Annotated in this window: 15 protein-coding genes and 1 tRNA gene; 2 read left to right on the forward strand and 14 right to left on the reverse strand. The window is 70.0% G+C overall.

Translation table 11 applies throughout. From position 1 onward, the window contains the following. Window positions 1–104: 104 nt before the first annotated feature. From AB0I59_RS07945 to AB0I59_RS07970, 6 genes are all read right to left on the reverse strand, one after another. Complete coding sequence (locus tag AB0I59_RS07945) at window positions 105–821, reverse strand: ABC transporter ATP-binding protein (RefSeq protein WP_061252409.1); 717 nt, start codon at window positions 819–821, stop codon at window positions 105–107. Continuing rightward, complete coding sequence (locus AB0I59_RS07950) at window positions 811–1551, reverse strand: ABC transporter ATP-binding protein (protein WP_358131588.1); 741 nt, start codon at window positions 1549–1551, stop codon at window positions 811–813. Before AB0I59_RS07950 ends, AB0I59_RS07945 begins: the two co-directional genes overlap by 11 nt. 38 nt (window positions 1552–1589) lie before the next feature. Continuing rightward, the gene (locus AB0I59_RS07955; RefSeq protein WP_061252407.1) at window positions 1590–2738 is read right to left on the reverse strand and encodes a branched-chain amino acid ABC transporter permease; all 1149 of its coding nucleotides are present in this window, start codon (window positions 2736–2738) and stop codon (window positions 1590–1592) included. Then, a complete protein-coding gene (locus AB0I59_RS07960) occupies window positions 2735–3703 on the reverse strand; it encodes a branched-chain amino acid ABC transporter permease (protein ID WP_061252406.1) in 969 nt (322 codons plus the stop codon). Before AB0I59_RS07960 ends, AB0I59_RS07955 begins: the two co-directional genes overlap by 4 nt. A gap of 102 nt (window positions 3704–3805) precedes the next feature. Further along, window positions 3806–4990 carry a branched-chain amino acid ABC transporter substrate-binding protein gene (locus tag AB0I59_RS07965; protein ID WP_061252405.1) on the reverse strand — a complete coding sequence of 395 codons (1185 nt, stop codon included), beginning with the start codon at window positions 4988–4990 and terminating at the stop codon, window positions 3806–3808. A gap of 227 nt (window positions 4991–5217) precedes the next feature. Further along, a complete protein-coding gene (locus AB0I59_RS07970) occupies window positions 5218–5814 on the reverse strand; it encodes an ANTAR domain-containing response regulator (protein ID WP_358131346.1) in 597 nt (198 codons plus the stop codon). Between the two features lie 119 nt (window positions 5815–5933). Between AB0I59_RS07970 and AB0I59_RS07975 the strand changes: the two genes are divergently transcribed. Next, a tRNA-Leu gene (locus tag AB0I59_RS07975) sits at window positions 5934–6008 on the forward strand. 347 nt (window positions 6009–6355) lie between these two features. Here the strand turns inward: AB0I59_RS07975 and AB0I59_RS07980 are convergent. The 4 genes from AB0I59_RS07980 to AB0I59_RS07995 form a co-directional block, all read right to left on the reverse strand. Further along, window positions 6356–8185, reverse strand: coding sequence for an ABC transporter ATP-binding protein (locus tag AB0I59_RS07980; protein WP_061252403.1), 1830 nt, complete (start codon window positions 8183–8185; stop codon window positions 6356–6358). Beyond that, complete coding sequence (locus AB0I59_RS07985) at window positions 8182–9963, reverse strand: ABC transporter ATP-binding protein (protein ID WP_061252402.1); 1782 nt, start codon at window positions 9961–9963, stop codon at window positions 8182–8184. The genes AB0I59_RS07980 and AB0I59_RS07985 overlap by 4 nt, the downstream gene beginning before the upstream one ends. 135 nt (window positions 9964–10098) lie before the next feature. Then, window positions 10099–11253 carry an RNA polymerase sigma factor gene (locus AB0I59_RS07990; RefSeq protein ID WP_358131349.1) on the reverse strand — a complete coding sequence of 385 codons (1155 nt, stop codon included), beginning with the start codon at window positions 11251–11253 and terminating at the stop codon, window positions 10099–10101. Beyond that, window positions 11250–11657 carry a YciI family protein gene (locus AB0I59_RS07995; protein WP_061252400.1) on the reverse strand — a complete coding sequence of 136 codons (408 nt, stop codon included), beginning with the start codon at window positions 11655–11657 and terminating at the stop codon, window positions 11250–11252. The genes AB0I59_RS07990 and AB0I59_RS07995 overlap by 4 nt, the downstream gene beginning before the upstream one ends. A gap of 297 nt (window positions 11658–11954) precedes the next feature. Here AB0I59_RS07995 and AB0I59_RS08000 point away from each other — a divergent pair, with 297 nt between their 5' ends. Then, window positions 11955–13373, forward strand: coding sequence for an amidase (locus AB0I59_RS08000; RefSeq protein ID WP_358131352.1), 1419 nt, complete (start codon window positions 11955–11957; stop codon window positions 13371–13373). 246 nt (window positions 13374–13619) lie between these two features. Here AB0I59_RS08000 and pyk read toward each other — a convergent pair whose 3' ends face one another. From pyk to gltB, 4 genes are all read right to left on the reverse strand, one after another. Beyond that, window positions 13620–15050, reverse strand: coding sequence for a pyruvate kinase (pyk, locus tag AB0I59_RS08005; RefSeq protein ID WP_358131354.1), 1431 nt, complete (start codon window positions 15048–15050; stop codon window positions 13620–13622). A gap of 213 nt (window positions 15051–15263) precedes the next feature. Then, window positions 15264–17066: a S8 family peptidase gene (locus AB0I59_RS08010; protein ID WP_358131356.1), complete on the reverse strand. Its 1803-nt coding sequence runs from the start codon at window positions 17064–17066 to the stop codon at window positions 15264–15266. A 190-nt stretch (window positions 17067–17256) separates the two neighbouring features. Further along, complete coding sequence (locus tag AB0I59_RS08015; protein ID WP_061252396.1) at window positions 17257–18723, reverse strand: glutamate synthase subunit beta; 1467 nt, start codon at window positions 18721–18723, stop codon at window positions 17257–17259. 72 nt (window positions 18724–18795) lie between these two features. Beyond that, window positions 18796–23337, reverse strand: a complete 4542-nt coding sequence (gene gltB, locus AB0I59_RS08020) for a glutamate synthase large subunit (protein ID WP_082776416.1) — start codon at window positions 23335–23337, stop codon at window positions 18796–18798. Window positions 23338–23604: the final 267 nt, after the last annotated feature.

Below are 23604 nucleotides of genomic sequence, written 5' to 3' on the forward strand. Positions count from 1 at the left end.
CGCTCCGCGACCCGCTCAGTGCGGCTCAGGAGCGGTCGTATGAGCGGGCCTTCCATGAGCGGCCTCCTGCAGAGGCCCCCATGGAGCGGCCCCTGTGGGGCGGCTCAGTGCTGGCCCAGTGATCCGCCCAGGTACGCCTCGCGGACCTGCGGGTCGTCGAGCAGGTCGGCCGCCGGTGCGGACTTGACCACCTTGCCGGTCTCCAGGACGTACGCCCGGTCGGCGAGCTGGAGCGCCTGCTGGGCGTTCTGCTCGACGAGCAGGACGGTGGTGCCGCGGTTGTTGATCTCCTTGATGATCGAGAAGATCTGGGCCACCAGCATGGGGGCCAGTCCCATCGACGGCTCGTCGAGCAGCAGCACCTTGGGCTTGCTCATCAGCGCCCGGCCGATGGCCACCATCTGCTGCTCGCCGCCCGACATCGTGCCGCCGGCCTGGGTCTTGCGCTCGGCCAGGCGCGGGAACAGCTCGAAGACCTCCTCCAGATCCTTGGAGAAGTCCCCCTTGCGGGCGTACGCGCCCATGAGCAGGTTCTCGGTCACCGTCATGCCGGGGAAGACGCCACGGCCCTCGGGCGACTGGCCGATGCCGACGAGCACCCGCTTGTGCCCCGGCAGGGCGCTGATGTCCCTGCCGTCGAAGACGACGCTGCCCGAGGACAGCGGGCGCAACCCCGAGATCGTCTTGAGCGTGGTGGTCTTCCCCGCGCCGTTCGCGCCGATGAGGGTGACGATCTCCCCCTCGTCGACTTCGAGCGAGACGCCCTTGAGAGCCTCGATCTTGCCGTAGTGGACGTGGATGTCCTTAATCTCAAGAAGCATCTGCGGGAGCTCCCAAGTACGCCTCGATGACCCTCGGATCGTTCTGCACCTCGGTCGGGAGCCCCTCGGCGATCTTCTGCCCGAAGTCCAGCACCCCGATGCGGTCGCTGATGCCCATGACGAGGGCCATGTCGTGCTCGATCAGCAGGACGGTGCGGCCGGCGTCGCGGATCCTGCGGATGAGCCCCTGGAGGTCCTCCTTCTCCGCGGGGTTCATGCCGGCCGCCGGCTCGTCGAGGAGCAGCAGCTTGGGCTTGGTCGCGAGCGCGCGGGCGATCTCCAGCCGCCGCTGGTCGCCGTAGGGCAGGTTCTTCGCGGTCTCCTCGGCACGGTGGCGGATGCCCACGAACTCCAGCAGTTCCAGCGCGAGGGCCTTGCCGTCCCGCTCCTCGTGCCGATGCCACGGCAGGCCCAGGGCCGCGCTGAACAGGCCCGTACGGTGGTGGGCGTCGGCCCCCACCATGACGTTCTCCAATGCCGACATGTTGTGGAAGAGGCGGATGTTCTGGAAGGTCCTGGCGATCCCGCGCTTGGTGACCTTGAACCGCTTCATGCCGTCGATCCGGTCGCCGTCGAAGACGACGTCGCCGCCCGTCGGCTGATACACGCCGGTGACGACGTTGAAGACCGTGGTCTTCCCCGCGCCGTTCGGCCCGATCAGCGCGAAGATCTCGCCTTCGTTGATCGTCAGTTCCACCTCGCGCAGCGCGGTGACACCGCCGAACTGCATCGTCACCTTCTCCAGCTGGAGAAGCGCACGGGGATCACTCACTTGGCCACTCCCTCACCCGCGGGCTGGTCCTCCGGACCGGGGACCTCGGCGCCCAGCGCGCCCATGCCTCCGGTGCCCTCCGCCAGTTCGGCTTTTCGGCGCCGCGACGGCAGCAGGCCCTCCGGACGGAAGATCATCAACACGACGAGGGCGGCGCCGAACACCAGGATCCGGTAGTCCGACAGGCCGCGGAACCGCTCCGGCAGCCAGGCGACGAGGAACGCGCCGAGTATGACGCCGGGGACGTTGCCCGAACCGCCCAGGACCACCGCCGCGACGATGGTGGCCGACAACATGAACAGGAAGTCGTTCGGGTTGATCGAGATCGTCTTGGCCGCCCAGACGACTCCCATCGCGCCACCGATCGCCGCGCCGATCGCGAAGGCCAGGAGCTTGAACTTGAACGTCGGCACGCCCATGACCTCGGCGGCGTCCTCGTCCTCGCGGATGGCGGCCCAGGCGCGGCCGACCCGGCTGCGCTCCCACCGCTTCACGAAGACGATGATCAGCACGGCGAGGGCGACCAGCAGGTAGTAGTACGGCCGCGGGTCCAGCACGCCGTAGTGGAAGATCTGCACGCCGAACAGCTCGATCCCGTCGATGTCCGGCGGATGCGGGATGCCGGCGATGCCGCGGGGACCTCCGATGGCGTCGGTGTTCTCCGCCGTCTGGCGGACGATCTCACCGAAGCCGAGCGTGACGATCGCGAGATAGTCGCCCCGCAGCCGCAGCGTCGGCGCGCCGAGGACCACACCGGAGGCGGCCGACAGGAGGACCCCCACGACGAGGATCTCCCAGAAGTTCAGCCCCATCCTGGTGCCGAGGATGGCCATCAGGTAACCGCCGATGGCGAAGAACGCGACGTACCCGAGGTCGAGCAGGCCGGCCTGGCCGACCACGACGTTGAGCCCGATGGCCAGGACGATGTAGGTGCCGATCGGGAAGAAGAGGATGCTCGCCCAGTCGTTGTACGGCGACATGAAGCCGCCGATCGACTCCGACGGCAGCAGCAGCGCCCCGACGATCAGGAGGATGTAGATGGTCCAGCGCTGCCAGCCGGGGGCCGTCGCCCACCGGCCGCGCACGCCGTCGACGAACGCCCCGAAGGCGTTCCTGCCATTTGTGATCATGGAGTTCGAGCTCATGCGCGCGCCTGCTGGAGAGATTCACCGAGAATGCCGGTGGGCCGGAACATCAGGACGAGGACCAGGACCGAGAACGCGATGACGTCCTTCCATCCCGACCCGAAGACCGCTGCGCCGTAGTTCTCGATCAGGCCGAGGAACAGACCGCCGAGCAGCGCACCGCGCAGGTTGCCGATGCCTCCGAGCACCGCGGCCGTGAACGCCTTGATGCCCAGGAGGAAGCCGATGGAGAACTTGGTGACCTCGAACTGGAGCACGAACAGCGCGCCCGCGACGCCGGCCATCAGACCGCCGATCAGGAAGGTCACCCGCACGATCTTGTCGATGTCCACGCCCATCAGCATCGCGGTCTGCGGGTCCTGCGAGGTCGCGCGGATCCCGCGGCCGATCTTCGTACGGTTGACCACCTGGTCGAGCAGCACCATCATGCCGATGGCCGCCACGAAGATCAGGAGCTGGTCGACCCGGACGTCCGCGCCGCCGATGGAGAACAGCACGTCCTTGTCCATGATGCGAGCCACACCCATCTGGTTGCGGCCCTGCTCCGGACGGTTGAAGGCGTGCGGGATGATCACCAGGGCGAAGAGCTCCTGCAGGAAGAGCGAGGCGCCGATGGCGGAGATGAGGGCGGCGAGGCGGGAGGCTCCCCGCTTGCGCAGCGGGCGGTAGGCGATGCGCTCCAGCAGCATGGCCGAGCCCGCCGAGGCGAAACCGCCCACCAGGATCATCAGGAGCAGGCCGCCGACGAGGGCGAAGCCGGTCAGCGGGTGGGTCAGGCCCATCGACATCACGACGAACGCCGACGCCATGGTGCCGATCATGAAGATTTCGGAGTGGGCGAAGTTGATGAGCCGCAGCACGCCGTAGACCATCGTGTAGCCGAGGGCGACGAGGCCGTAGATCGCGCCGAGGACCAGGCCGTCGATGGTGTACGGCCAGAAGGAACCGAGGAGATTATCGAACACGAGGTTTCGCTTTCAGGGGAGCCTTCACGCGATAACACAGAGGGCGGGGTCGCTGTGGCGTCCCCGCCCCCTCATTACCTGGTCGGTGACCGTCGACGACGGTTAGCTGAGCTTGGCCGTCGTGGTGTCGCCCAGCAGGCCGATCTCGCCGCCCTTGACCTCGTACATGTAGATGGACTTCGCCGAGGGCTCGCCGTTCGGGTCGAACTTGACGTGCTTGGAGACCCCGTCGAAGTCGGACTTGCCGACCGCGTCGTTGATCGCCTCAGCGGTGGTGGCACCCGACTCGATCGCCTTGAGGAACGCCGTCATGGCGTCGTAGCCCTCGGTGGCGTAGATCAGCGGGTCGGCGCCGAACTTCGTCTTGTAGTCCGCCGCGAACTTCTTGACGTTCTCGTCGGTCTCCGTCGCGGTGGAGATGCGGCACGGGCAGCCGATGAGCGCGCCCTCGGCCTGCGCGGCACCGGCGCCCTCGATGAGGCCCTTGTCAAGGGAGCCGTCGGCGGAGAAGAACTTCGCCGTGACACCCTTGTCCCGGAGCTGCTTGAGCAGCTTGCCGGCCGCGGCGTAGTAGCCACCGAAGAAGATGGCGTCCGGCTTGGTCGCCGAGATCTTGGTGACCGTCGAGGAGTAGTCGGTGGCGTTCGGGTCGAGCGCGTCGTCGCTGACCGTGGCGCCCTTGGTCTTGAGCTGGCCGCGGACCGCGTCGCCGAGGCCCTTGCCGTACTCGGACTTGTCGTCGACCACGACGACGTTCTTGGCCGCCGCCGCGCCGACGATGAAGTCGGCGATGGCCGGGCCCTGGACGCCGTCGTTCGGGACGACACGGTGCCAGAACTTCCAGCCCTGGTTCGCGAGGTCGACGTTCGTCGCCGAGGCGGAGATGCTCGGGATCTTGGCCTCCTCGAGCACCGGGCCGACCTGCTTGGACTCCCCGGAGAACGCCGGGCCGACCATGGCCACGACCTTGTCCTTCTTGATCGCCTGCTGGGCCAGACCCACGGCGACGGTCGCGTCAGCCCGGCTGTCATAGGGGATCATCTCCACCTTGACCTTGGGGTTCTTGGCGTTGTACTGCTCCACAGCGAGCTGCGCGCCGTTCCTCGGCGGGATGACGATGCCCGAGTTCTCACCGGACAGGTCGCCCATGAAGCCGATCTTGAGCGTGGTCGGAGCGGCGCTGTCGCCACCGCCGTCCGACTCCGTGCCACCGCCACAGGCCGTCAAGGCAAGGCTGGCAGCAGCCGCGATGGCCAGCACGCGCCCGAGTGAGGCAATGCGGATCATGAAGTGTCTCCTTCATCCAGGCCCGGGATTCGTCAGCTCCGCCGAACCGTCCCGATCGAATGTTGGAAACGTACATAGCTCAAGGGCCCCGCGAACAGGAATGCATCAGAACCGTCCGCATCTGGTTGCGGAGTCGTAATAACTCCTCAACATCAGCGCCGAACATGCCTTTTACCAGCGGCCTCGTCCCGCGCTCAGACGATCCGGTCGGTTACTCTCCGGTATGTTCACGCTTCCGGCTGAGCGTCCGCCTGCCCCTCGTTCACCACGATCTGGGCCACCTGCCGCATGCTCATGCGACGGTCCATCGACGCCTTCTGGATCGAGCGGAACGCCTGCGGCTCGGTCCACCCGTGCTGCGCCATGAGCAGGCCCTTCGCCCGCTCGACGAGCTTGCGGGTCTCCAGCCGCTCGGAGAGGCCGGAGACCTCCTTCTCCAGGGCCGCGATCTCCTCGTGACGGCTGACGGCCATCTCGATGGCCGGGACGAGGTCCCCCTTGGTGAACGGCTTCACCAGGTACGCCATGGCGCCCGCGTCCCTGGCCCGCTCGACCAGGTCGCGTTGCGAGAACGCGGTGAGGATGAGGCAGGGCGCGATCCGCTCGGAGACGATCCTCTCGGCGGCCGAGATCCCGTCGAGCACGGGCATCTTCACGTCGAGGATCACCAGGTCGGGGCGCAGCTCCATGGCCTTCTTGACCGCTGTCTCCCCGTCACCGGCCTCCCCGACGACGGCGTAGCCGTCCTCTTCGAGCATCTCCTTGAGGTCGAGGCGGATCAGGGCCTCGTCTTCCGCGATCACCACTCGCCGCTGCGTAGTCACGCACAAGAGGTTACCGATGTCCACTACAGTAGGACCACGCCTGGGGTCGTGTGGTGATCACTCATCCACTAAGCTCCGGAGCGACGGGTTCGGACGCGTCGTATAGTGTCCGAATTGAAGCCCCGGTACCCCAATTGGCATGAGGGAGCGGATTCAAAACCCGTACAGTGTGGGTTCGAGTCCCACCCGGGGCACTTTCATCAGTTGCGTCGAGCCGAAACCGTCGGTTCCGCTCGGCACGATCGAGGGCGTGTTGCGACTGCGGCACATGCCGACACCCTCCTCCGGCTGCTCGAGTCGGGCCTCAGCGGGCGGTCTCACGCCTCGCTGCCGGCTCAGACGGAGGACCTGGCTGCAATGAGCGGATTGTGCCAGATGAGCCCGGGAACCGGGCGGAGTCGGAGTCGGAGTCGGCAGAGCAGATCCCGACACCATGCTCGATCGCCAGAGCCGCCCTCGGCCACGTTGGAACCGTCCACTCGCAGGCCCAGAGGCCGGGTGCGCTGCACGAAGGGGCGGGTGGTCGGTAGTCGGGGCCGCATCAGGCGAGGCTGTCCACCCACGCGCGGTGCAGGCGGGCGAAGCGGCCGGATCCGCCGATGAGCCGCTCCGGCGAGCCGTCCTCGACGACGCGGCCGCTCTCCATGACCAGGACCCTGTCCGCGATCTCGACGGTGGACAGCCGGTGCGCGATGATCACGGCGGTCCGGTCGGCGAGGATGGTGCGCAGCGCCCGCTGGACGAGTCGCTCGCTGGGCACGTCCAGGCTGGAGGTCGCCTCGTCCAGGATGAGGACGGCAGGATCGGCGAGGAAGGCCCGGGCGAACGCGACGAGCTGGCGCTGCCCGGCCGACATCCGGCCACCGCGCTTGCCCACCTCGGTGTCGTAACCGTCCGGCAGCGCGGCGATGAAGTCGTGGGCCCCGATCGCCCGCGCGGCGGCGACCACGTCCTCGTCACCGGCCTCGGGACGGCCGAACCTGATGTTGTCGGCGACCGTGCCGGTGAACAGGAAGTTCTCCTGGGTGACCATGACCACCGAACGGCGCAGCACGGCCTCGTCGAGGTCGCGGAGGTCCACCCCGTCGAGCAGGACGCGTCCAGCCACCGGGTCGTAGAACCGGGAGATCAGCTTGGCCAGCGTGGTCTTGCCCGCGCCGGTGGTGCCGACGACCGCCACGGTCTGCCCGGCCGGGATCTCCAGGTCCAGCGCGGGGATGACCGGAGCGCCGCCCGTGTAGGAGAACTCGACGCCGTCGAACCGTACCGACCCCCTGGCGTACGGCAGGGCGGCGGGACGGCGGGGCTCCGCGACGGCGGGCTCCTCCTCCAGCACGCCGGACAGCTTCTCCAGGGCCGCGCCCGCGGACTGCAGGGTGTTGTAGAACTGGCTGATCTCCTGCATGGGCTCGTAGAACTGGCGCAGGTACAGCAGGAAGGCGGCCAGCACCCCGACGGTGACGGCGTCGTGCAGCGCGAGCCACCCGCCGTACAGCAGGACGGCCGCCACGGTCACGTTACCGATCAGCTTGATGCCGGGCATGAAGATGGCGACGATGCGTGCGGCCCGCATGTTGGCGTCGCGGTAGTCGTCGTTGAGCCGCTCGAAGATCTCCTGGTTGCGCGGCTCCCTGCGGAACGCCTGGACCGCCCGGATGCCGGTCATGGACTCGACGAAGTGGACGATGACCAGGGCGACGGCCTCCCTGGTCCGGCGGTAGGTGATGCCGGACTCGCGCCGGAACCAGCGGGTGAACAACAGCAGCAGCGGCAGCGGCAGCAACGCCACCACCGCGAGGTGCGCGTCGAGCACGAGCAGCATGACCGCGGTGCCCACGAGGGTCAGCACCGCCGTGACCAGCCCGTCGAGGCCGGACGCGAGCAGCTCGGCGATCGCCTCGATGTCGGAGGTGAGCCGGGAGATGACCCGGCCCGAGGTGTACTTCTCGTGGAACGACAGGGACAGCTTCTGGAAGTGGTCGAAGACGCGGCGGCGGAGTTCGAGGAGGATGTCCTGCCCGATCCGGCCGGACAGTCGCAGGAACGCCTGCCGGGTGAGCGCCTGGATCAGCGCGGCCGTGACGACCGCCACGACGATGACGAGCAGCGTGCCGCTTCCGTCGTCGCGCAGCATCGGCGGTATGCCGTCGTCGATGCCGGCCGCGACGAGATAGGGGATGGCGAGCCCGGCGCCGCTGGACAGCACGATGATCGCGAACAGCAGCGCCATCTGCCGCCTGTGCGGGCGGAGCAGGTCGCCGAGCAACCGGCGTGACCGGGTGCGCAGCAGGAGCGACACCGTGTCGGAGAGCTGGTCCTTGTCCTCGGCGGCGACCCCGCGCCACGTGTCTCCCGCTACTCCCTCGCTCACTGGAGCGCCTCCTCCGGGTCGAGTTCGGCGTCCTGGGCGAGGAGTGCCCGGTATTCGGGCACCTCGGACAGCAGGTCGGTATGCCGGCCGATGTGGGTGATGGTGCCCTCCCGCAGGAGCGCGACCCGGTCGGCGAGCAGCACGGTCGACGCCCGGTGCGCGACGACGAGCCCGGTGGCGTCGGCGAGGACGCCGCGGAGCGCCTCCTCGACCAGCGCCTCGGTCTCCACGTCGAGCGCCGAGAGGGTGTCGTCGAGGACGAGGATCCTGGGCTTGCCGAGCACCGCGCGGGCCAGGGCCAGGCGTTGCCGCTGGCCGCCGGAAAGGGACATGCCCTGCTCGCCGATCCGGGTGTCCAGCCCCCAGGGCAGGTCGTACGCGAAGGTGGCCTGGGCGATCTCCAGGGCCGCGCGCACATCGTCGTCGGTGGCGTCCCGGTGGCCGAGGGTGAGGTTCTCCCTGACGCTCATCGAGAACAGCGTGGGCTCCTCGAAGGCGGTGGCGACCACGGAGCGCAGCGATGGGAGGGACAGGTCGCGCACGTCGTGCCCGTCGACGGTGACCCGGCCGGCCGTGACGTCGACCAGCCGCGGCACGAGCGCGGTCAGCGTGGTCTTGCCCGAGCCGGTCGCACCGACGACGGCGACGGTCTCCCCCGGGCGCACGTCGAGCCAGACGTCGCGCAGCACGGGCCGGGCGGCGCCGGGGAACCGGAACTCCACCCCCTCGAACCGCAGGTGCCCGCGCGGGGCGGCGACGGTGTCCGAGCCGCCGACGATCTCGGGCATGGTGTCGAGCACCTCGACGACCCGGTCGGCCGACGTCATGGCCTCCTGGCCCATGGCGAGGATGTAGCCGAGGGAGGTGACCGGCCAGACGAGCTGAAGGACGAGCGTGGTGAAGGCCACCAGCGTGCCCAGGGTCAGCCCGCCGCCGCCGACGGCGAGCGCGCCGAGGAGCAGCACCATGGCGAGCGTGACGTTGGGCACCACTTCGAGGAACGTGAAGAACCGGGAGGACAGCCGCACCTTCGCGAGGGAGGTGCGGTGGACCTTCCCGGCCAGGCCGTCGTACGTCGCGGCCACGTGGCGCCGCCGCCCGAACGCCTTGATCGTGCGGATGCCCAGGGCGGACTCCTCGACGAAGGTCGCGAGGTCGCCCTGCTCGTCCTGGACCTGGCGCGAGATGCGGATGTAGCGCTTCTCGAAGCGCTGCGACAGGATGACGACGGGGATCGCCGACCCGGCCACGAGCAGGCCGAGCGGCCAGTACATCCGCAGGAGCACCACGATCACGGTGGTGAGCTGGAGGACGTTCATGACGAGGAACAGGACGCCGAACCCGAGGAACCGGCGGATCGTGGACAGGTCGGTGGTCGCGCGGGAGAGCAGCTGCCCCGACTGCCACTCGTCGTGGAAGCGCATGGGCAGGCGTTGCAAGTGGCGGTAGAGATCGTCGCGGATCGCCGTCTCCAGGCCGAGCACCGGCGCCGCCTGGGACCACCTGCGCAGGAAGGTGAGGAGGGCCTCGGCCACGCCGAGCACGAGCGCGAGCAGCCCGAGCGGGAGCAGCGCGCCCTGGTCGCCGTGCGCCACGGGACCGTCGATGATCTCCTTGCCGACGAGCGGGGTCAGGATGCCGGCCGCGATACCGAGGACGGCGGCCACCCACGAGACGACCAGCGGGCGGGTGTAGGGGCGCAGATAGGACCTCAGCCGCCACAGGGAGTTCCACGAGGATCGTCGAGCGTCGGAGGTGGAACCGGCTTGTGGGGGCATGGTCGGGCGTAACACTCCTCACCTGACGGGGGATGGTTCGCTTCCGTCATGGTTGCCCAGGAAGTCATGCCCGATCAAGCGGTTTTCCGCTACCTCCTGGGATGCCCGGTGACAGACCCGCGACCCCGCGGCGGGTCAGCTCACGGGGCCACGCAGCAGTTGCCGCACCCGTGCGGCCTCCCGAGTGAGGTGGTCACGCTCCGGCACGCTGGCAGCGGCGCGGGAGGCCTCGGCATACAGCTCGGCGGCGTGCTCGAGGTCACCGGCGCGTTCGTGCAGGTATGCCGTCACCGCGGCGTAACGGGGCAGGCCGGGGTTCACGTCAGCCAGCGCCGCCAGGCCGGCCCGCGGTCCGTCGGCCTCCCCGACCGCCACCGCGCGGTTGAGTCGCACCACCGGGCTGCCGGTGAGGAGCAGCAGTTCGTCGTACCACTCCACGATCTGCACCCAGTCCGTCTCGGAGGCGCTCCGGGCGTCCGCGTGCAGGGCGGCGATCGCGGCCTGTGCCTGGTATTCACCGAGCCGGTCGCGGGCCAGCGCGGCCTGCAGAATCGTCACCCCCTCGGCGATCAGACCGGTGTCCCAGCGCGATCGGTCCTGCTCACCAAGCGGCACCAGGCGACCTCCCGGGCCGGTGCGAGACGCGCGGCGCGCATGGTGCAGCAGCATGAGGGCGAGCAGCCCCGCGCCCTCGGGCTCGTCTGTCAGGGCGACGAGCTGACGGGTGAGGCGGATCGCCTCGGCCGCCAGGTCGACGCTTCCGCCGTACCCCTCGTTGAAGACGAGGTAGAGCACGCGCAGCACCGTGCCGAGATCGCCGGGCTGGTCGAGCGGCAGCCCCGCGATCCGCCGCTTGGCCCGGCTGATCCGCTGCGCCATGGTCGCCTCGGGGACGAGGTATGCCGTCGCGATCTGCCGCGTGGTCAGGCCACCGACCGCGCGCAGTGTCAGGGCGACGGCCGAGCCCTGCGGCAGGCTCGGGTGCGCGCACAGGAAGTAGAGCCGCAGCGTGTCGTCCGTGACGGGCGCCGGACCGGCGGGAGGCTCGACCTCCACGGCGAGTTCCCGCCCCCGCCGCGACGCCTCGGCACGGGCGGCGTCGAGGAACTTGCGCCACGCGACCGCGACGAGCCATGCCTTCGGATCGCGCGGTGGATCGTCCGGCCAGGTTTCGAGCGCCCGGATCAGGGCCTCCTGCACGGCATCCTCGGCCGACGCGAAGTCGGCTCCGCGTCGGACGAGGACACCGATCACCGCGGGCACGAGTTCCCGCAGCAGCGACTCGTTCACTCGGTCACCGTGGGCGGCTCGGTGAGAAAGGGTCGAACCTCGAGCCACTCGTGGATCGGCTCGCCGCCGGCGCCGGGAGCGGCGGACAGCTCCCCGGCCAGCTGGACCGCGCGATCCCAGGACTCCACGTCGATGACCATCCAGCCGGCGATGAGGTCCTTGGTCTCGGCGAACGGACCATCGGTCACCGGTGGGCGCCCCTCGCCGTCATACCGCACGAACGCGCCCTCGGGTGCCAGTGCCTGTCCGTCGACGAACTCACCCGTCTCCTCCAAGCGGGCCGCGAAGTCGCGCATGTACTGTATGTGCGCGTCGACCTCCTCCGGCGTCCATTGATCCATCGGCGCCCAGTCGACGGCGGGGGCCGGGCCACCTCGGTAGTGCTTCAGCAGCAGGTACTTCATCGTGGTTCTCCTTCTTCGTCGCGCGGCCCGTCGTGGCCACTCGTGTCCCTGGGACGGAGCCGGCGCCACATTCTCGACACCCGGAAGCGTGCTGATTTCCAGGTGCCGCCCAAGTGCCGCCTTCACCGGCCCCGACGACGACTCCGTCGGCCTGCCGAGCCCGTAAATCGTTCGACCGCCGTGCCCGCGGCTGCCACGATGAACCTGATGTTCCGAGCGTAGTAGCACATCGATTCCGCCAAGGGGATGGTCGCCGACCACCCCCCAGTCATCGATGTGCGAGAGCAAGGACTCATCATGCGAATTCACGAATACGCGGGCTTTGACGCCATCGGCCTCCGTGACCTGATCAAGGCGGGCGAGGTCACCGCCGCCGAGGTCGAGGCCGTCGCCCGGGAGGCCATCGCGACCGCGGACACCGAACTGAACGGGCTGGCGCTACCCCCGTTCGATCCCGCGCTCGGCCACGTTGCGGACGGCCCCCTGGCCGGGGTGCCGTTCCTGATCAAAGACCACGGGCCGGTGGCCGAGGGCGTGCCGTTCTTTCTCGGCAGCCGGGCACTGCCGGGCACCCTCGCCCAGCGCGACACCGACCTGATGACCCGCTTCAGGGGCGCCGGACTGGTCACGCTCGGCCTCACCACCGTGCCGGAGATGGTGCTCAGCTTCTCCACCGAATCCCTCAGGTACGGCCCCACCCGCAACCCCTGGGATCGTGATCGCGGCGTCGGCGGATCGAGCGGCGGCGCCGCGGCCCTGGTCGCGGCCGGTGCCGTCCCGCTCGCGCACGCCAGCGACGGCGCCGGGTCCATCCGGATTCCCGCCTCCTGCTGCGGGCTGGTCGGGCTCAAGCCGAGCCGGGGCCGGGTCCCGTGCGGTCCCGGCATGGGCGAGCCGATGCTCGGCATGGCGTATGAGTTCGGGCTCACCCGCACCGTCCGCGATGCCGCCCATCTGCTTGACGCCGTACACGGGCCCGGCATCGGCGACAAGTACACCGCGCCTCCCCCGACCCGCCGGTACGCCGAGGAGCTGGGCGTTGACCCCGGCTCCCTGCGGGTGGCGGTGACCACCGAGACCTGGTCGGGGGCGAGAGTGGACAGCGAGGTGGCCGCGGCGACCGTCCAGGCCGGGCACATGCTGGAACGGCTGGGCCATGCCATCACTTTCGGCCGTCCCGAACTCGACTGGGACGATGTGCTGACGAGCGCGACGGCCGAAGGCGTCGCGATCGCCTCAATGGTGCTTCGGGCGCCTCGGCGACCCGACCCCGACCACCTGGAGGCGGTCTCCCGGCAGTTGTTACAGGTGGCCGACGCGTACACGGCGATGGACCTGATGAACGCCTTCGACGCGCAGAACCGAGTCACCCGATCGGTGGCCGCGTTCCTCACCGGGCACGACCTGCTGATCACTCCGACGCTGGGTCGCCTGCCCGCGCCCCACGGCACCCTGCGCTACAACGACCCCGGCCACACCTTCGCCACGTGGCTGGACTCGCTGTTCGACTATGGGCCGTTCACGATGGTCTTCAACGTCTCCGGCCACCCGGCGATCAGCCTGCCACTCGGCCAGAGCGAGAACGGGTTGCCGATCGGCGTCCAGCTCGTCGCCTCCTACGGCCGCGAGGACCTGCTGTTCCAGATCTCCTCCCAGCTGGAACAGGCCATGCCCTGGCGCCGGCGAACCCCCGCCTTCTTCGTCGGGAGGAGTTGACCGGCGGCGCGGTCGGCGCTCCCGATCGCCTGTGCCGTCAACCACCAGACCCGGCCGCAGGGTCTGCTCCTGCTCGAAGACGCCGTGCACGACGGCCGTCACGTCCGCGCAGCCGTCACGTCCGCGCAGCCATCACGTCCGCGCAGCCGGCGCGGACGTGGCCGCCGGTCGTCTCCGGGTGCCACTGGAATGCGGCCGAGAGGGGCCGCGGCCCGCGCGCTCGCGGGCCGGGTTTCGCCGTGCCGGTCAGCGGGGGTGGGCGACCGCCGAGCCGATGGTGTGCACGCGGAGGAAGTTGGTCGAGCCCGGCGTCCCGGTCGGGGAACCGGCCACGATCACGATCTTGTCGCCCTTCTCGAAGTCGCCGAGCATGAGCAGCGACGCCTCCACCTGGCGCACCATGTCGTCGGTGTGGTGCACGAACGGCACCTCGAAGGTCTCGACGCCCCAGGTCAGCGCGAGCTGGCCGCGAACCTGCGGGTTGGAGGTGAAGGCGAGCAGCGGGATCGGCGAGCGGTAGCGCGCCAGCCGCCGCGCGGTCTCGCCCGACATGGTGAACGCGACCAGCGCCTTGGCGCCGACGATGGCGCCGACCTCGGCCGCGGCCCTGGCGATGGCGCCGCCGGTGGTCTCGGGCAGCCGCTCCAGGGTGTGCGTGGCGTGCAGCGTGGCGCTCTCGGCCGCGGTGGAGATGCGGGCCATCGTGGAGACCGACTCGACCGGATAGCCGCCGACGGAGGTCTCGCCGGAGAGCATGACGGCGTCGGCGCCGTCCATCACGGCGTACGCGACGTCGGACGCCTCGGCCCGGGTCGGCCTGGGGGCGCTCATCATGGAGTCGAGCATCTGGGTGGCGACGATGACCGGGTGGGCCTTGTCGCGGCACAGTTCGATGATGCGGCGCTGGACGATCGGCACCTGCTCCAGCGGCAGCTCGACGCCGAGGTCTCCGCGGGCGACCATGACGCCGTCGAAGGCGTCGACGATCTCTTCGAGGCAGTCGACGGCCTGCGGCTTCTCGATCTTGGCGAGCAGCGGGAGGTGAACGCCCTCCTCCTCCATGATCCCGCGCACGATCTCGGCGTCGTGGGGCGAGCGCACGAAGGACAGCGCGATCATGTCGAAGCCGGTGCGCAGCGCCCAGCGCAGGTCCCTCTCGTCCTTCTCGGTGAGCGCGGGCGCGCTGACCGCGACACCGGGGAGGTTGAGCCCCTTGTTGTCGGAGATCATGCCGCCGATGACGACGCGGGTGACCACGCGCGGACCGTCCACGGCCGTCACCTCCAGGTGGAGGCGGCCGTCGTCCACGAGGATCGTGTCGCCCGCCTTCACGTCGCCGGGCAGCCCGGAGTAGGTGGTGGAGACGATGTCGCGGTCACCGGGGACGTCCTCGGTCGTGATCGTGAAGACGTCTCCGAAGCCGAGGCGCACCGGACCGGACGCGAAGCGGCCGACACGGATCTTGGGCCCCTGGAGGTCGGCGAGTACGCCTACGGCACGTCCCACCTCGGCGGAGGCGGCCCTGACCCGGTCGAACACCTCCTTGTGCAGCTCGTGGCTGCCGTGCGAGAGGTTGAATCTGGCCACGTCCATGCCGGCGGTGATGATCTCGCGCAGCCGCTCCGGCGAGGAGGTGGCGGGGCCAAGGGTACAGACGATCTTTGCTCGACGACTCACGGTCCTAGCCTAATTGGTACAGACCACTTGATTGTGACGACGCATGGAGCTGTGGCCAAATTGTCAATGACATAACGCGCTCATCCAGGTGTCCCGATCGCCCCGCGTACGGGGGTGCTGCCGGGGCCCGTCGCCCGCCGTCGCGGCGCCGCCCGGCATGGCGCGTGCGCTGCACAGGGTACCCAATCCCGGGGAGGGCCACCCGAATTTCCGTCAGCGCGTGAACGTCGCGGCCCTGGAGGCGCTCACGACGCCGTGGCCGTAGAAGCCGTTGTGCGCCGTGCCTCCCTCGCAGGTCTGGATGTCGTTCTTGGCGTACTTGTACGCGCGGGGCTCGGGGCAGGGCTTCCTGACCGCCGTGGCGTACAGGATCCGCTCGACCTCGGCGGGGTCCATCTGCAGGCCGCCCCTGCCCGGCCTGCCGAAGCGCCCGATGATGATCGCGGCGACGCCGGTGGCGTGCGGCGCGGCCATCGAGGTTCCCTCCAGGTACTGGTAGTAGGAGCAGACCCCGCGTACGCAGTCCCGGAGCACGGAGGGATCCACGGGAATCCCGCGCTCGTCGATGAGCCCCTTCTTGCGCAGCGGCTTCGCCGGGACCGCCGCCAGGACCTCCCTGCGCACGCCCTTGAGCCGGGCGTCTTTGGCGAAGAGGTCGCCGCCGGGAGCGGCGATGTCGGTCTGCTCGACGCCGTAGTCGGAGTAGGCCGCCTTGCGCTCCGTGGGGCCGACCGCCGAGACCGAGACGACGCCCTCCAACTCGACCGGCACGTTGAGGCAGGTGTTGTCGACCTTGCGTTCACGCTCGGTGCCGAGCGGATAGTCGGGGCTCGCGGTGTCCTTCACCGGATGGCCCAGGTCGGTGGCGCTGTTGCCGATGGCGCTGATCAGGGTGACGCCGTGCCCGCGCGCGTAGGCCACGGCGCGGCGCATGCCCTCGACGATTCCGCGCTGCTCGAGCCGCTCGGCGGGCGAGTCCTTGGGGTTGTTCGCGCAGTTGAACGTCCAGGGATCGACGTAGAAGCTCATGTTGACCACGGCGATGCCGTTGTCCGCGGCGTACGTCAGGGCGTCCATGGTGGGTTTGAGGAAGAAGTAACCAGAGTCGCTGCCCGCCCGGAGGTTGACCAGCGACACCTCGGGGGCGACCCCGGCGACGCCGACGCCGTTGAGCGGGGAGCCGATCGTGCTGGCGACATGCGTGCCGTGGCCGTCGTCGTCCACGTCCACGGGGTCCTTGCAGCCCTTGTATTCACAGGGGCCGTCGAAGGTCTTGCCGTTCGGGTCCTTGGGCCGGTCGATGACGAAGTTGCGGCTCAGCGCGCGGTTGAAGTTGGGCGCGATGTCGGGGTGCTTCCCGTCGATCCCGGTGTCGATGACGCCGACGAGCACGCGGGCGCCCCGGGCCGTGGCGTACGACCCGTCGGCCGTGGCGCCGATCATCTTCATGTCCCACTGGAGGGCGGACAGCGGGTCGGCCAGGGTGGCCGCGTGGGTGGTGGCCGGTGCCCTGCCGGTCCCGGTCCGCGTGAAGGCCCCGGAAGCCCCCCAAGCCCCGTAAGCCCCGTAAGCACCCGACGCACCGGGAGTCCAGGAAGCCCCGGGCATCCTGAACGACCCGGAGGTCCCGGAGATTTCAGGCGCGGCGACGGGCCGGACGGCCGGCAGCGCGGCGGCCTCGCCGATCCGGCGGTCGGGGGTGACGCCGACGACCGCGGGACTGGCGCCGATCTTCTCCGGAGCGGAGGTCCTGACCAGGAGGTAGCCGAGTTTGGCCTCTTCTCTCATGATGACGCCGCCGCTGTCCGTGACCGCGCGTACCGCCGCGCCCCGGGCGCCTTCGGCGTAGAAGACGAGGTACTCCCCCGTCGGCCCGGCGGCGGGGCGTCCCGTCGATCTCGTCGCGGAGGCTCGCTCCGGTCGCGCGTCACCGGCCTCGGGACCGGCCGCCGAACACGCCGTACCCGCCAGCGCCACCGACACGACCGCCGCGGCGAGACGTCCCCGTACGTTCAACGACCCTCCTCGTTCCGGCCCGCGCGTTCCGGCAGGTGCCTGACAGCGAGAGCACACCACCGACCATAGTGGAGATACCCGTTTTGTCCGGTTTTCGCCAGCGGCGGGCAGCAAGAGACGAGCTCCGGCCCACAACAATAGACGTGATCACGCGGCCGGAGACCGCGTGATCACGCCTGTCGTACGGGCCTCAGACCAGCGAGCGCGCCGTCGGAGGGATGGCGACCGGCAGAGCCGTGCGCCCGGTGAGGTACTCGTCGACCGCGGCGGCGGCCGAGCGGCCCTCCGCGATCGCCCAGACGATCAGCGACTGGCCGCGGCCCATGTCACCGGCGGCGAAGACGCCGTCGACGGCGGTCTCGTACGAGGTGCCGCGGGCCACGTTGCCGCGCGGGTCGAAGAACTCGCGCGAGGCGAGCGCGGCCAGGTCGGTCAGCAGCGGGCCCTTCTCCGGGCCGACGAAGCCCATCGCGAGGGTGACCAGCTCGGCGGGGATCTCCCGCTCGCTGCCCGGGACCTGCCGGAACCCGCTCGCGGGCCCCTCGACCTCGACCAGGCGCAGCGCCCGGACGTCGCCGTCCTCGTCCCCGAGGAACTCCGTGGTGGAGACCGCGTAGACCCGGTCGCCCGCGCCGGCCTCCAGTTCCTCGTGCGCGCTCTCCATCTTGAACAGCATCGGGTACGTCGGCCACGGCTGGGAGTCGGGACGGGCCGCCGGCGGCTGCGGCATGATCTCCAGCTGGGTGACCGAGGCGGCCCCCTGGCGGATCGCCGTACCGATGCAGTCGGCGCCGGTGTCGCCGCCGCCGATCACGACGACGTGCCTGCCCTCGGCCGAGATCGGCGACGCGGCCATGTCACGGTTCGCGGGCGGGAGGTACTCCATGGCCTGGTAGACGCCCTTGAGGTCGCGACCCGGCACCGGCAGGTCACGCCAGGCGGTGGCCCCGCCGGCGAGCACGATCGCGTCGAACTCCTCGCGCAGCTCGGCGACCGTCACGTCCACACCGACGTTCACCCCGGTGCGGAACTCGGTGCCCTCGGCCTCCATCTGCTCCAGACGACGATCGACGTGCCGCTTCTCCATCTTGAACTCGGGGATCCCGTAGCGGAGCAGGCCGCCGATCCGGTCCGCCCGCTCGAACACGACCACGTCGTGCCCGGCGCGGGTGAGCTGCTGGGCGGCGGCCAGGCCGGCCGGGCCCGAGCCCACCACGGCGACGCGCTTGCCGGTCTTCGCCTCCGGAGGCTGGGGGGTGACCCAGCCCTCGGAGAAGGCGCGGTCGATGATCTCGACCTCGACCCGCTTGATCGCGACGGGGTCGGAGTTGATGCCGAGGACGCAGGCCGCCTCACACGGAGCCGGGCACAGGCGCCCGGTGAACTCCGGGAAGTTGTTGGTGGCGTGCAGCCGCTCGATCGCCTCACGCCAGTCGTCCCGGTACACCAGGTCGTTCCACTCGGGGATGAGGTTCCCGAGCGGGCAGCCGTTGTGGCAGAACGGGATGCCGCAGTCCATGCAGCGTGCGGCCTGCTTGGTCAGCGCGGGCTTGGGGAAGTCCTCGTAGACCTCCCGCCAGTCGCGGATACGCACGTCGACCGGGCGGCGCGCCGGCAGCTCGCGGTCGTGCGTGAGGAAACCCTTCGGGTCAGCCATCGGTGTACCCCCCTTATCCGTGTGCGGTGGACGTGTCGCGGCCCATGACGGCCCGGTGGTTGTTCATCGGCGTCACCCGTGCGAGGCGGCCATGACGGCCTCGTCGATGTCGCGGCCTTCGAGCCTGGCGGCCTCCGCCGCCTGGAGCACCCGCTTGTAGTCGGTCGGCATGATCTTGCCGAACCGCGGCAGGGCGGCGTCCCAGTCGGCCAGCAGCCCCTTGGCGACGGTCGATCCGGTCTCCGCGAGGTGCCGTTCCACGATCTCCCTGAGGAACTCGGCGTCCTCGTCGGTCAGCGGCTCGATCTCGACCATCTCGCGGTTGACCCGCTCGGCGTTGAGGTCGAGCACGTACGCGACGCCGCCCGACATACCGGCCGCGAAGTTGCGGCCGGTCGGTCCGAGGACGACGGCCCGGCCGCCGGTCATGTACTCGCAGCCGTGGTCGCCCACGCCCTCGACGACGGCGGTGGCACCCGAGTTGCGCACGCAGAACCGCTCGCCCACCACGCCACGGACGAACACCTCGCCGGAGGTGGCCCCGTACAGGCCGACGTTGCCGGAGACGACCTGGGTCTCGGCCTCGAACGGCGCGTCCGCGTGCGGCCGGACGACCAGCCGGCCGCCCGACAGGCCCTTGCCGAGGTAGTCGTTGGCGTCGCCGGTGAGCCGCAGGGTGATGCCGCGCGGCACGAAGGCGCCGAAGGAGTTGCCAGCCGAACCGGTGAAGGTCACGTCGATGGTGCCGTCGGGCAGGCCGGCCCCGCCGTACCGCCTGGTCACCTCGTGGCCGAGCATCGTGCCGACCGTACGGTTGACGTTGCGGATGGGCAGCTCCAGCGTGACCCTGTCCCCGTACTCCAGAGCGCCCTCGGCGAGCTGGATGAGCGTGTTGTCCAGGGCCCGGTCAAGACCGTGGTCCTGGTCGACGACCTTGTGCAGCGGGGTGCCCGCGGGCAGCTCCGGCTGGTGCAGGATCGGCGCCAGGTCGAGACCCGCCGCCTTCCAGTGGTCGACCGCCTCGGTGGTGTCGAGCATCTCGGCGTGGCCGATGGCCTCGTCGAGCGTGCGGAAGCCGAGCTGGGCGAGGTACTCGCGGACCTCCTGCGCGATGAACTCGAAGAAGTTCACCACGAACTCGGGCTTGCCGCTGAACCGCTTGCGCAGCTCCGGGTTCTGCGTGGCCACGCCCACCGGGCAGGTGTCCAGGTGGCAGACCCGCATCATGACGCAGCCGGAGACGACGAGGGGCGCGGTGGCGAAGCCGAACTCCTCGGCCCCGAGCAGCGCGGCGACGATCACGTCACGGCCGGTCTTGAGCTGGCCGTCGGCCTGGACGACGATGCGGTCGCGCAGGCCGTTGAGCAGCAGGGTCTGCTGGGTCTCGGCCAGGCCGAGCTCCCACGGCGTACCGGCGTGCTTGAGCGACGTCAGGGGCGAGGCGCCGGTGCCGCCGTCGTGGCCGGAGATCAGCACGACGTCGGCGTGCGCCTTGGACACGCCCGCGGCCACGGTGCCGACCCCGACCTCGGACACCAGCTTCACGTGCACGCGGGCCCGCGGGTTGGCGTTCTTGAGGTCGTGGATGAGCTGGGCCAGGTCCTCGATCGAGTAGATGTCGTGGTGCGGCGGCGGCGAGATGAGGCCGACACCGGGCGTGGAGTGCCGGGTCTTGGCGATCCACGGGTAGACCTTGTGGCCGGGAAGCTGGCCGCCCTCGCCGGGCTTTGCTCCCTGGGCCATCTTGATCTGCAGGTCGTCGGCGTTGACCAGGTACTCGCTGGTCACGCCGAAGCGGCCGGAGGCCACCTGCTTGATCGCGCTGCGCCTGGCCGGGTCGTGCAGCCGCTCGGGGTCCTCGCCGCCCTCGCCGGTGTTGGACTTGGCGCCCAGCCGGTTCATGGCGATGGCGAGGGTCTCGTGCGCCTCCATCGAGATCGAGCCGTACGACATGGCGCCGGTGGAGAACCGCCTGACGATGGACTCGACCGACTCCACCTCCTCGATCGGCACGGGAGCGCCCGGACGGAGCCGGAACAGGCCGCGCAGTGTCATGAGCCGCTCGGACTGGCCGTCGACCAGGGAGGTGTACTCCTTGAAGATCTCGTAGCGCCTGGTGCGGGTGGCGTGCTGGAGCTTGAAGACGGTGGTCGGGTTGAACAGGTGCGGCTCACCCTCGCGGCGCCACTGGTACTCGCCGCCGACCTCCAGACGCCGGTGCGCGTTCTCCGCGCGCGGGTAGGCCCGCTGGTGCCGCTCGAAGGACTCGCGGGCGAGGACGTCGAAGCCGACGCCGCCCAGCCGGGAGGTGGTCCCGGCGAAGCACTCGTCGATGACCTCGGCGCCGAGGCCGAGCGCCTCGAAGATCTGCGCGCCGGTGTACGAGGCGACCGTGGACACGCCCATCTTCGACATGACCTTCAGGACGCCCTTGCCGTACGCCTTGATGAGGTTGCGCACGGCGGCCCGCGGCTCGATCCCGGCGAGCTGCCCGGTCTCGATCATGTCCTCGACGGTCTCGATCGCGAGGTACGGGTTGACGGCGCTGGCGCCGTACCCGATCAGGAGGGCCATGTGGTGGCACTCGCGGGCCTCGCCGGTCTCGATGACCAGGCCGACGCGGGTGCGCGACTTCTCCCGGATGAGGTGGTGGTGCACCGCGCCGGTGAGGAGCAGCGACGGGATCGGCGCCTTCTCGCGGGAGGAGCCGCGGTCGGACAGCACGATGATCCGCGCGCCGTCCTCGATGGCACGCGAGACCTCCTCGCGGATCTCCCGCAGCCGGCGAAGCAGCGCGTCACCGCCGCCACCCACGTGGAACAGACCCGAGACGACGTACGGCTGGAAGCCCGGCAGCGCGCCCTCGTCGTTGATGTGGACGATCTTGGCGAGCTCGTCGTTGTCGATCACGGGGTAGGGCAGGACGAGCCGCCGGCAGGAGGCCGCGCCGGGGTCGAGCAGGTTGCCCTCGGGGCCGATGGTCGACTGCAGCGAGGTGACGAGCTCCTCGCGGATGGCGTCCAGCGGCGGGTTGGTGACCTGGGCGAAGAGCTGGCTGAAGTAGTCGAAGAGCAGACGCGGCTTCTCGCTCAGCACGGCGACGGGCGTGTCGGTGCCCATCGAGCCGATCGGCTCGTAACCGCTGCGGGCCATCGGGGAGAGGATGATCCGCAGCTCCTCCTCCGTGTAGCCGAAGGTCTGCTGCCGCTTGACGAGCGCCTCGTGCGTCGGGTGCTCGTGCTCGCGGGCGGGCAGCTCCTCGAAGCGGACCAGGCCCGCGTGCAGCCACTCGGCGTACGGCTCGGCCGCGGCGAGCTCGGCCTTGATCTCGTCATCCTCGATGATCTTGCCGCGGGCGGTGTCGACCAGGAACATCCGGCCGGGCTGGAGACGACCCTTGCGGACCACCTTCTCCTGCGGGATGTCGGACAGGACGCCCGCCTCGGAGGCCAGGACCACCAGACCGTCGTCGGTGACCCAGAACCGGCCGGGGCGCAGGCCGTTGCGGTCGAGCACGGCGCCGACGAGCGTGCCGTCGGAGAAGGTGATCGACGCCGGCCCGTCCCACGCCTCCATCAGGGTGGAGTGGAACTCGTAGAACGCCCGCCGCGCGGGGTCCATCTCGGTGTGGTTCTCCCACGCCTCCGGGATCATCATGAGCACGGCGTGCGGGAGCGACCGGCCGCCCAGATGGAGCAGTTCGAGCGTCTCGTCGAACGACGCGGTGTCCGAGCCGTCCGGGTCGCAGATCGGGAACAGCCGCTCCATGTCACCGGGGATCAGGCCGCTGGCCAGCATCGCCTCGCGGGCGCGCATCCAGTTCCTGTTGCCCTTGACGGTGTTGATCTCGCCGTTGTGCGCGATGTACCGGTAGGGGTGGGCGAGCGGCCACGAGGGGAACGTGTTGGTGGAGAACCGCGAGTGGACCAGGGCGATCGCCGTGGCGTAGCGCTCGTCGGACAGGTCGGGGAAGAACGGCTCGACCTGCAGCGAGGTCAGCATGCCCTTGTAGACGACGGTCCGGCTGGACAGCGAGGCGAAGTAGACGTCGGCCTCGTGCTCGGCCCGCTTGCGGAAGGCGAAGGCCAGCCGGTCGAGGGCGATGCCGGTCTCGCCGTTCGGCGAGGTGATGAAGAGTTGCGTGAAGTGGGGCATGACAGCGCGGGCGCTGGCCCCGGGGAGGGCGGCGTCCACCGGCACATCACGCCAGCCCAGGACGGTGACACCCTCCTCGGCGGCGATCTCCTCGATCAGGCCGACGGCCACGCCGCGGGCCTGCTCGTCGTACGGGAGGAACGCGAGGCCGGCGGCGTACGCGCCCTCGGCCGGGAGAGGGCTCTGCCAGCCCAACTCGGCCACGACCGCGCGGAAGAACGCGTCCGGGATCTGCGTCAGGATGCCGGCGCCGTCGCCGGTGTCCGGCTCGCTGCCACTCGCCCCCCGGTGATCGAGATTGCGGAGCGCGGTCAGGGCCTTCGCGACGATGTCGTAGCTGCGGCGGCCGGCGACGTCCGCCACCATGGCCACGCCACAGGCGTCGTGCTCGTTCGCGGGGTCATACAGGCCCTGAGGCTCGGGAAAGCCCCCAGGACGGCCAAAGCGGGCAGCAGGCATGAATCCCTCCCGTCGTCATCTTCTGCTCGAAACAGAGGGACGACGTTGGCCCTGCTGCGGTGATAGGTGCGTCAAAGATTACCGCATGCTGCCCGATTAGTCCCAACCAGGTCCGCTTCGCGAATCTTCACGTGTCGAATCGGGCGGAGAAAAGTGGGCACGGCGGCGGGCGCTTCACCTGCCGGGGAGACCGCCTCGTCGCGGTGGACCGTGAGTGCGCCGCCGCGTCGCTCCCCCTTGAGCACGGCAGTCGATCACGTCCGTATC

The sequence above is a fragment of the Microtetraspora glauca genome (assembly GCF_040656155.1).
GTDB classification, from domain to species: domain Bacteria; phylum Actinomycetota; class Actinomycetes; order Streptosporangiales; family Streptosporangiaceae; genus Microtetraspora; species Microtetraspora glauca.